Source organism: Streptomyces sp. SID5910 (assembly GCF_009862125.1).
Lineage (GTDB): Bacteria > Actinomycetota > Actinomycetes > Streptomycetales > Streptomycetaceae > Streptomyces.
This window is the reverse complement of record NZ_WWHX01000205.1, coordinates 1-8,902: the sequence shown is the minus strand read 5'-3', so window position 1 is coordinate 8,902 and position 8,902 is coordinate 1. Positions and strand designations below refer to the sequence as shown.

The following is an 8,902-nucleotide window of genomic DNA, read 5'->3' as shown; positions in this document are numbered from 1 at the left end:
GCTGCGCTCGGCGGCCTGCTTGCCGCCGCCCAGCATGGCGCGCAGGCGGGGCCGCACGGAGCGCGACCGGATCACGCGCCCCACCTCCCGCCAGGTGACGTCACCGGCGTACGAGATGACGCGGGCCGCCTCGTACACCTGGCGCAGCAGGGCGTCGGCGTCCAGGAGGCCCAGCTCGGCCGCCACCTGGTCCTGTTCCTGGAGGGCCAGCCGGTCGGTCGCCCGGCCCGTGACCAGGTGGAGCGCGTCGCGTACGTCGAGCAGGCGGCGCCGGGCGTCGGCGAGGCCCTCGCGCGGGGCGTCGGCGAGCCAGGAGGCGGCGACGGCGCGCAGGGCGGTGGCGTCGCGCAGCCCGCCGCGGGCCTCCTTGAGGTCGGGTTCGAGGAGGTACTGCAACTCGCCTTGGCGTTCGGCGCGCTCGGCGCAGAGTTCGCGCAGCTCGGGGAGGCGCCCGGGTGCCTGGTTGCGCCAGTCGGCGAGGACGGCGGTGCGCAGGGAGGCGGTCAGTCCCAGGTCGCCGGCGAGATGGCGGGCGTCCAGGAGGCCCAGGTGGACCTTCAGGTCCTCGCCGGCCGTCTTCCGGGCCTCCTGGGGGGTGCGTACGGAGTGGTCGAGGGCGAGGCCCAGGTCCCAGACGGGGTACCAAAGGCGGTCGGCGAGGGCGGCGACCGCCTTGTCGTCGCCGCCGTCGTGCAGCAGGAGCAGGTCGAGGTCGCTGCGCGGGGACAGCTCGCCGCGCCCGTAGCCGCCGACCGCGACGAGCGACACCCCGGTGTGGCCCTCGGTGCCCGCGCCGAAGAGGCCCGCGAGCCAGTCGTCGGTCAGTGAGGCGAGGGCCGCACGGCGCGGCGGCCCGGACCGCGCCCCCTCGGTGAGGAGGCGCAGCCGGGCCGCCGCGTAACCGCCGGGTCCCGAGTGCTCTGCTGCGTTGGTCGGCTCCGTGTGCGTCACCCGGCGGCTCCTGTTCCGTCGTCCTGGTTCAGAGCGCGTCGGGGCCGCGCTCGCCGGTGCGGACCCGTACGGCCGTGTCGACCGGGACCGACCAGACCTTCCCGTCGCCGATCTTGCCGGTGCGGGCGGCCTTGACGACGACCTCGATCAGCTGCTCGGCGTCGTCGTCCTCGACCAGTACCTCGATCCGGATCTTCGGTACCAGGTCGACGGTGTACTCGGCGCCGCGGTAGACCTCGGTGTGGCCGCGCTGGCGGCCATAGCCGCTGGCCTCGGTGACGGTGAGCCCGTGGACCCCGAAGGCCTGGAGGGCCTCCTTGATCTCGTCGAGCCGGTGCGGCTTGACGACCGCGGTGATGAGCTTCATGCGTCCACCTTCTTGCTCGGGGCCTGCGCGGCCGCGGTGGCGGCCGGTCCGGCGGTCCGGGCGGCGCCGCCGCCGGCGCCGCTGAAGTCGTATGCGGTCTCGGCGTGCTCGGCCTGGTCGATGCCGGCCACCTCGTCGTCCTCGGGGACCCGCATGCCGATCGTCTTGTCCAGGGCGAACGCCAGGACCGCGGAGACGACCAGAGAGTAGGCGAGGACGGCGAAGACACCGGCGCACTGCTTCCAGAACTGGTCGAGGCCGCCGCCGTAGAACAGGCCCTGGACGTCGGACTGGCCCTTGCCGCTGGCGAAGAGGCCGACGAGCAGGGAGCCGGCGATGCCGCCGACGAGGTGGACGCCGACGACGTCGAGGGAGTCGTCGTAGTTGAACCGGTACTTCAGGCCGACGGCCATGGCGCACAGCACACCGGCGATGGCACCCACGGCGATGGCGCCGAGCGGGGAGACCGCGCCGCCCGCCGGGGTGATGGCGACCAGGCCCGCGACGGCACCGGAGGCCGCGCCCAGCGTGGTGAAGGCGCCGTGGCGGATCTTCTCGTAGGCGAGCCAGGCCAGCATGGCGGCGGCGGTGGCGACCTGGGTGTTGACGAACATCAGCGCGCCGACGCCGTCGTCGTTGCCGAGCCACGAGCCGGCGTTGAAGCCGAACCAGCCGAACCACAGCAGGCCGGCGCCGAGCATGACCAGCGGCAGGCTGTGCGGGCGCATCGGGTCCTTCTTGAAGCCGACCCGCTTGCCGATCACGAGGATCACGCCGAGCGCCGCGGCACCGGCGTTGATGTGCACGGCCGTGCCGCCGGCGAAGTCGATCACGCCCAGCTCGAAGGCCCAGCCGCCCGCGCCCCACACCCAGTGGGCGACGGGGAAGTAGACGACGGTGGCCCACAGGGCGATGAACAGCGCCCAGGCCGTGAACTTGACGCGGTCCGCGAGGGCGCCGCTGATGAGCGCGGGCGTGAGGACGGCGAACATCAGCTGGAAGACCAGGAAGACGAAGACGGGGATGGTGTAGCCGTCCCACAGCTCGGTCAGGCCGATGTTGCTGAGGCCGACCCAGTCGGAGTTCCAGCCGACGACGCTGCCGGAGTCCGTGCCGAACGCCATGGAGAAGCCGTACAGCACCCACAGCACGGTGACGATGCCGAGGCTGATGAAGCTCATCATCAGCATGTTCAGGGTGCTCTTGACGCGGACCATGCCTCCATAGAAGAAGGCGAGGGCCGGGGTCATGAGCATCACCAGGGCGGAGCAGATGAGCATGAAGCCCGTGTTGGCGGCGGAGAGCTGTGTCTCCGCGGCGAGCGTGATGGCTGGAGCCATCGGCGTCTCCTCGTCGTTGTACGGCCCCGTGCGGGCGAAGCCTGAGCGGCAATGAGGGGTGGGCCGGTTATGCGCCATGAGATTGGCGCAGCGCCGTTTCGTTGGGCGCCCCACGTTGTTTCGCCGCCGTGACGAAGGTGCGGTGCGTGTTACGCGCGGATGAACTGCCGGGTCGGGGCCGGGCAGGCCGTCGACGGTCCCGGAACCTGCCGATGACGCAAGCCGGCCGCGGGCGGCCTTCCGAGTGACCTGGCATGGGGGAGCCGAGTCGGGCAGTTCGGGAGGGCCGGCCGCGGCCGGGGTCTGCGGGCGGTCAGACCGCTTCGGCGGTCTCGGGCAGTTCGGCGGCGAGCCGTGCGGTGAGGTCGGTGACCTCGGCCAGATCGCCGAAATCGCGTACGGCCGTGTCGACGGTCTTGCGGATGCGGGTGTTGACGCGTTCGGAGCGGACCTTCTTGGCGATGGCCATGGCCTCGGTGGCGAGGACGGTGCTCTCCTCGGGCTCGCGCCGCAGCAGGTGCACGGTGGCCATGCCGATCACGTTGAGCGCGTAGGAACGCTGGTGCTCGTCGTCCTCGGAGAAGAGCTCCACGGCCCGCCGCATCAGCGGCTCGGCCAGGGAGGCGTAGGCGGGGCTGCGGCCGGCGACGTAGGCGAGGTCGCGGAAGGAGTGGCTGTTCTCGCCGTACAGCTCGGCCTCGGAGAAGAAGCGGATCCAGTCGGGGTCCGGCTCGTCCCACTCGTCGGCCTCGGTGAAGGTGTCCTCGGCCATGCGCACGGCCCGCTTGCAGCGGCCGGGCTGTCCCATGTTGGCGTAGGCGCGGGCCTCCATCGCGTACAGCATCGACTGGGTGCGCGGGCTGGCGCAGTCCCGGCTGCCGTACTGCGCCAGGTGGATGAGCTCCAGGGCGTCGTCGGGCCGGCCGAGGTGGATCATCTGGCGGCTCATGCTGGAGAGGATGTACGAGCCGAGCGGCCGGTCGCCGGCCTCCTTGGCGGCGTGCAGGGCGAGGACGAAGTACTTCTGCGCGGTCGGCTGGAGTCCGACGTCGTACGACATCCAGCCGGCCAGTTCGGCGAGCTCGGCGGCGACCTTGAACAGCTTGGCGCGGGTGGTCTCCGTCTGGGGTTCCTGGAGGAGGTCGGTCACCTCGTGCAGCTGGCCGACGACCGCCTTGCGGCGCAGGCCGCCGCCGCACTGGGCGTCCCAGCGGCGGAACATCACGGCGGTGGACTCCAGCAGCTCCAGCTCCGGCCGGGACAGCCGGCCGCGGCTGCCCGCGGAGGGTGCGGACTCGCGCCCGGAGGACGAGGGCGAGGGGACGAGCCAGCGCTGCATCGGCTCGATGAGGGACGGGCCCGCCGAGAGGGCCAGCGAGCTGCCGAGGAAGCCGCGCCGCGCCAGCATCAGGTCGCTGCGCGAGAACTCGCTGAGCAGGGCCACGGTCTGCGGGCCCGTCCAGGGCAGGTCGACGCCGGTCGCGGAGGGCGACGGGCGCGTGGTGCGCAGGCCCAGGTCCTCGACGGAGACGACGACGCCGAAGCGCTCGGAGAACAGCTCGGACAGGATCCGCGGGATCGGTTCGCGCGGGTTCTCGCCGTCGAGCCAGCGGCGCACGCGCGAGGTGTCCGTGGAGATGTGGTTGGCGCCGAGCTGGCGGGCGCGGCGGTTGACCTGCCGGGCGAGCTCGCCCTTGGACCAGCCGCTGCGCGCGAACCACGAGGTGAGCAGCTCGTTGGGGCGCTTGTCAGCGTGCGTCGCGCTTCCCGCGCTCGTGCCGCCTTCGCCGTTGCCGCTCACTGGAACGCCCCCATCCCTGAGACCACCTGTCGCCGAGTGCGCCAAGCCTTATCAGCATGCCGGTGCCCGGGGCCCTCCGTCCGGCGTACGCCACCCTTCGAACGGAGAACCGAGTTGCCTCCGGCATACCCACAAGTGCATGTGCCCCAAGGCTCCATGCACACAAAGTAATCCTACGATCACGGGCCCTGCCACGGTGATTCGGGAATCGCCACCATTCGCCACCCCTTCGAATGAACTACCGGTGGCCTGCGCACGATTCACTTGACATAGGCCGATCCGCAGACGGTGCAACGGTGCTCGGCGGGGCGTGCGCCGCCGGGCGCACCACCCGGAGTGCTTCGGGGCGCTGCCTGAACCGCGCCGGACCCGGGGAGTGGGAAACAGAGAGTCACGCATCACGTCCGCTGCGTAACCGTCGCTGCGTCGGACCCGTTGGAGGGGGCATGGGCTTCACGATCGGCATCGGGACCAGTCGGAACATGCGCGACGTCCGGTCCGGCACGCGCCGCCGCGGCCGGACGACGGAGGCCACCGCCGTGGCGGAGTTCACGGGACTGTGGGGCTGGGACGTGGTGCCGGGGGCGCGGGCCGCCGCGGGCGCCTGCTCCTGCGGCCGGCCCGACTGCCCGGCGCCGGGCGCGCATCCGCTGGACTTCGCGCCCGAGCTGCCGGCCGGGTCGACGCTGGACGAGGCGAGCGCGGCCTGGGCCGAGTTCCCGGGCGCCGCGGTGATGCTGCCGGTGGGGCGGACGTTCGACGTGATCGAGGTGGCCGAGGCCGCAGGGCGCCGGGCGCTGGCGCGGCTGGAGCGCATGGGCCTGCCCCTCGGCCCGGTCGCGGCGACCCCCGAGGGCCGCGCCCACTTCCTCGTCGCCCCCGGCGCCGCCGCCGAGCTGCCCCGGCTGCTCTACCGCATGGGCTGGGACGACCCGGCCGCACTCGACCTGCGCGGCCTCGGCCCCGGTACGCACGTCACGGCGCCGCCCTCCGACCGGGGCGGCCTCGGCCCGGTGCGCTGGCTGCGCCCGCCGGCCCTCGACTCGGCGACGAAGCCGCCGGCGGCGCGCCTGCTGCTGGGCACGCTGGCGTACGTGGCCCACCGCTCCCGGGCGTAGGCCGGCCGGTCCTCCGGCTCCGGCCCCCGCCCGGCACGGCGAAGCGCCCGTCCCCGACTGCACCTCGGGGGCGGGCGCTTCTTCGCGCGCGTACCGGCATCGGGCCGGCGGGACGTCACTCGCCGATGAGCGCGTCCACGAACGCCGCCGGCTCGAACGGCGCCAGGTCGTCGGCGCCCTCGCCGAGCCCGATCAGCTTGACCGGCACGCCCAGCTCGCGCTGCACGGCGACGACGATGCCGCCCTTGGCCGTGCCGTCCAGCTTGGTGAGCACGATGCCGGTGATGTTGACCACCTCGGCGAAGACGCGGGCCTGGATCAGGCCGTTCTGGCCGGTGGTGGCGTCGAGGACCAGCAGCACCTCGTCCAGCGGGGCCTGCTTCTCCACCACGCGCTTGACCTTGCCGAGCTCGTCCATGAGGCCGGTCTTGGTGTGCAGGCGGCCGGCGGTGTCGATGAGCACGACGTCGGCGCCGACGTCCTTGCCCTCCTTGACCGCGTCGAAGGCGACGGAGGCGGGGTCGCCGGCCTCCGGGCCGCGCACGGTGTGGGCGCCGACCCGCTCGCCCCAGGTCTGGAGCTGGTCGGCGGCGGCGGCACGGAAGGTGTCGGCGGCACCGAGGACGACGCTGCGGCCGTCGGCGATCAGGACCCGGGCGAGCTTGCCGGTGGTGGTGGTCTTGCCGGTGCCGTTGACGCCGACGACCATCACGATGCCGGGCTTGCCGGTGGCGGGCTCGGTCTTGACCTCGCGGTCCATGTCGGGGCCGACCAGCGTGATCAGCTCTTCGCGCAGCAGGCCGCGCAGCTCCTCGGGCGTGCGGGTGCCGAGCACCTTCACACGCTCGCGCAGCCGCTCGACCAGCTCCTGGGTGGGCAGCACGCCGACGTCCGCGGTGAGCAGCGTGTCCTCGATCTCCTCCCAGGTGTCCTCGTCGAGGTGCTCGCGGGAGAGCAGGGTGAGCAAGCCCTGCCCGAGGGCGTTCTGCGAACGGGAGAGGCGGGCACGGAGCCGGACCAGTCGGCCGGCGGTGGGCTCGGGAACCTCGATCTGCGGGATCTCGAGCTCTTCGACGACGGGCGGCTCCTCGACACCGACGGGCGCGGTGCCGCCGTCCGGGAGGTCGACCTCCTCTATCGTCCGGCGCGTTTCGTCGCGCGGCGTCTCGGCCTCGTCGCCGACGTGCGGCTCGGCCGGAGGGGCGGTGATGTCGGGCGTCGACGGGGGCGGCGGAGGCAGCTGCTTCTTGCGGCGGCTGCCCACGACCAGCCCGCCGAGCGCGCCGATCACGACCACGGCGATGACTACAGCAAGGATGACGATTTCCATAACCCGTCCAGTATCAGTCATGGGCTCTCGGGACACCCGCTTGTGACTTCCTCCAAAGGACAAAGGCCCCTGGAAGGAAGGAGTCGGACCAAAGTACGATGGAAGAGGCCGCGTCAACGCGCGTAGAGTCCCGAACGCATCCTCTTCCCCACGATCGAGGCACGGACCCCCCACATGAGCAAGACCGCCGAGACTGAAGGCGCCCTGGAAACGCGCGGCATCGAGCAGGTGCCCGACCACGAGCGCACCGCCCGGACCCGCGAGCTCTTCCCGACCTGGGTCGGCGCCAACATCAGCGTGCTGCTGCTCACGATGGGCGCGAGCCTCGTCGTGGCGTACCACCTCAACTTCTGGCAGGCGCTGGTTGTCGCGGCCGCCGCGCCCGTGGTGTCGTACGGGCTGGTGGGCCTGATCGGCATCGCCGGCAAGCGCGGCGGCGCCCCCGGCATGGCGCTGTCCCGGGCGGTCTTCGGCCAGCGGGGCAATCTGCTGCCCGGTGCGCTGATCTGGGTCGCCCGCTGGGGCTGGGAGACGATCAACGCGGTGACCGGTGCCTACGCCGTGCTGACCGTGCTGGACATCGTGTTCGGCATCAAGGCCAACAGCGTGCTGGACATCGTGACGCTGCTGGTCTTCGTCGTCGCGACGTTCGCGATCTCGGGGCTGGGCATCAACGCCGTGCAGAAGTGCAACAAGTACGCGGCGTACCTCTTCGGCGTCTTCTCCGTGCTGGTGCTGGGTTACCTGGTCGTCGACACCGACTGGTCCGCGGTGTTCGACCGGTCCGCCGGCTCGGTGGCCGCGATGATCACCGGCGTGGGGCTGATCGCGGCGGGCGGCGTGAGCTGGATCCCGTCCGCGCCGGACTTCACGCGGTACCTGCCGCGCACCGCCTCCTCGAAGGGCATCGTGGGTGTCACGGTCGGCGGCGCGGGCATCGTCGTGCTGCCGATGGTGCTGATGGGGATGGTCATGGCGGTCTCCACGCCGGACCTGGCCTCCGCCAGCGACCCGGTCTCCTTCCTCGGCGAGATCCTGCCGACCTGGATAGCCGTGCCGTACCTGCTGATCGCGCTGATCGGCATGCTGCTGATCAACTCGATGTCGATGTACTCGGCCGGTTTCACCGCGCAGACCCTCGGCTTCAAGATCCCGCGGCACTGGGCGGTCTCGGTGAACGCCGTGATCTCACTGGTCTTCGGCGGCGTGCTGATGCTGGTGGCGACCAGCTTCATGGGCTCCTTCATCGCCTTCCTGTCGCTGCTCGCGGTCGCCTTCTCCGCCTGGGTCGGCGTCTTCGGCGCGGACATGCTGCGCCGCAAGGAGTACGACGGTGAGGCCCTGGCCGACACCGGTCGCACCAGCGCCTACTGGTACCGGGGCGGCTTCTCCCCCGCCGCCGTCGCCGCGTGGGCGGTGGGTCTGGCCGCGGGCCTGATGTTCACGACGTCCGACTGGTTCACGGGCCCGCTCGCGGCGAACAACGTCATCGGCGAGTACGGCCTCGGCTGGGTCGCCACGGTCGTCATCTCCGGCCTGCTGTACGTCGTCCTGCCGAAGCCGGCGGTGGCCGTCCCGGCGGCGTCCGCCGAGGGGGCCGGGCAGCAGCCCGAGCAGGCCGACGCGCTGACCGTCTGACCGTCACGCTCCCCCACACGTCCCCCTTCGCCCGGCCGGGCGGAGGGGGACGTTTCGCGTGGTCAGCGGGGGCGGGACCGCGGGACGCCGTGCATCCGGGCGCCACGCGCCGACGCCCGGATGCACGGGCTGGTGCCGCTCCTCGGTGCCCTCTTGGCCCCCGTAGCCCGTAGACGGACCACGGACCGGGCCTGGCGAGCGGTCGCGCCGCCCCGTCACCGACCAGAGCCGCCGAACAGCGGCGCACGCCGCCCCGCGAGCCCTTACGCAAGTCCGAACGCCCCCCAACTCGCCCCCCACTCCCGCCGCCTCCGCGGCCCCGCCCGCCTCCGCGGCGCCCCGCCGCCCCGGCCCGCC

Annotated in this window: 7 protein-coding genes; 2 read left to right on the top strand and 5 right to left on the bottom strand. The window is 72.5% G+C overall.

Translation table 11 applies throughout. The annotated features are described in order from the left end of the window. The 4 genes from GTW67_RS07345 to nsdA all read right to left on the bottom strand — a co-directional run. The coding region (locus GTW67_RS07345) for a [protein-PII] uridylyltransferase family protein (protein ID WP_346010588.1) at window positions 1–951 on the bottom strand (951 nt) is incomplete at its 3' end. A 28-nt stretch (window positions 952–979) separates the two neighbouring features. Further along, the gene (locus tag GTW67_RS07340) at window positions 980–1,318 is read right to left on the bottom strand and encodes a P-II family nitrogen regulator (protein ID WP_019328769.1); all 339 of its coding nucleotides are present in this window, start codon (window positions 1,316–1,318) and stop codon (window positions 980–982) included. Next, window positions 1,315–2,658, bottom strand: a complete 1,344-nt coding sequence (locus GTW67_RS07335) for an ammonium transporter (protein ID WP_161163991.1) — start codon at window positions 2,656–2,658, stop codon at window positions 1,315–1,317. The genes GTW67_RS07340 and GTW67_RS07335 overlap by 4 nt, the downstream gene beginning before the upstream one ends. Before the next feature lie 313 nt (window positions 2,659–2,971). Further along, the gene (gene nsdA, locus GTW67_RS07330) at window positions 2,972–4,459 is read right to left on the bottom strand and encodes a transcriptional repressor NsdA (protein WP_161163990.1); all 1,488 of its coding nucleotides are present in this window, start codon (window positions 4,457–4,459) and stop codon (window positions 2,972–2,974) included. Between the two features lie 446 nt (window positions 4,460–4,905). On the opposite strand from nsdA, the gene GTW67_RS07325 reads away from it, so the two are divergent. Continuing rightward, a complete protein-coding gene (locus GTW67_RS07325; protein WP_161163989.1) occupies window positions 4,906–5,577 on the top strand; it encodes a bifunctional DNA primase/polymerase in 672 nt (223 codons plus the stop codon). A gap of 115 nt (window positions 5,578–5,692) precedes the next feature. Here GTW67_RS07325 and ftsY read toward each other — a convergent pair whose 3' ends face one another. Next, window positions 5,693–6,907 (bottom strand): signal recognition particle-docking protein FtsY, encoded by a 1,215-nt coding sequence (ftsY, locus tag GTW67_RS07320; protein WP_161163988.1) that lies wholly within the window; start codon window positions 6,905–6,907, stop codon window positions 5,693–5,695. A 174-nt stretch (window positions 6,908–7,081) separates the two neighbouring features. Here ftsY and GTW67_RS07315 point away from each other — a divergent pair, with 174 nt between their 5' ends. Then, complete coding sequence (locus GTW67_RS07315) at window positions 7,082–8,545, top strand: cytosine permease (protein WP_161163987.1); 1,464 nt, start codon at window positions 7,082–7,084, stop codon at window positions 8,543–8,545. The last annotated feature ends 357 nt before the right edge of the window (window positions 8,546–8,902 follow it).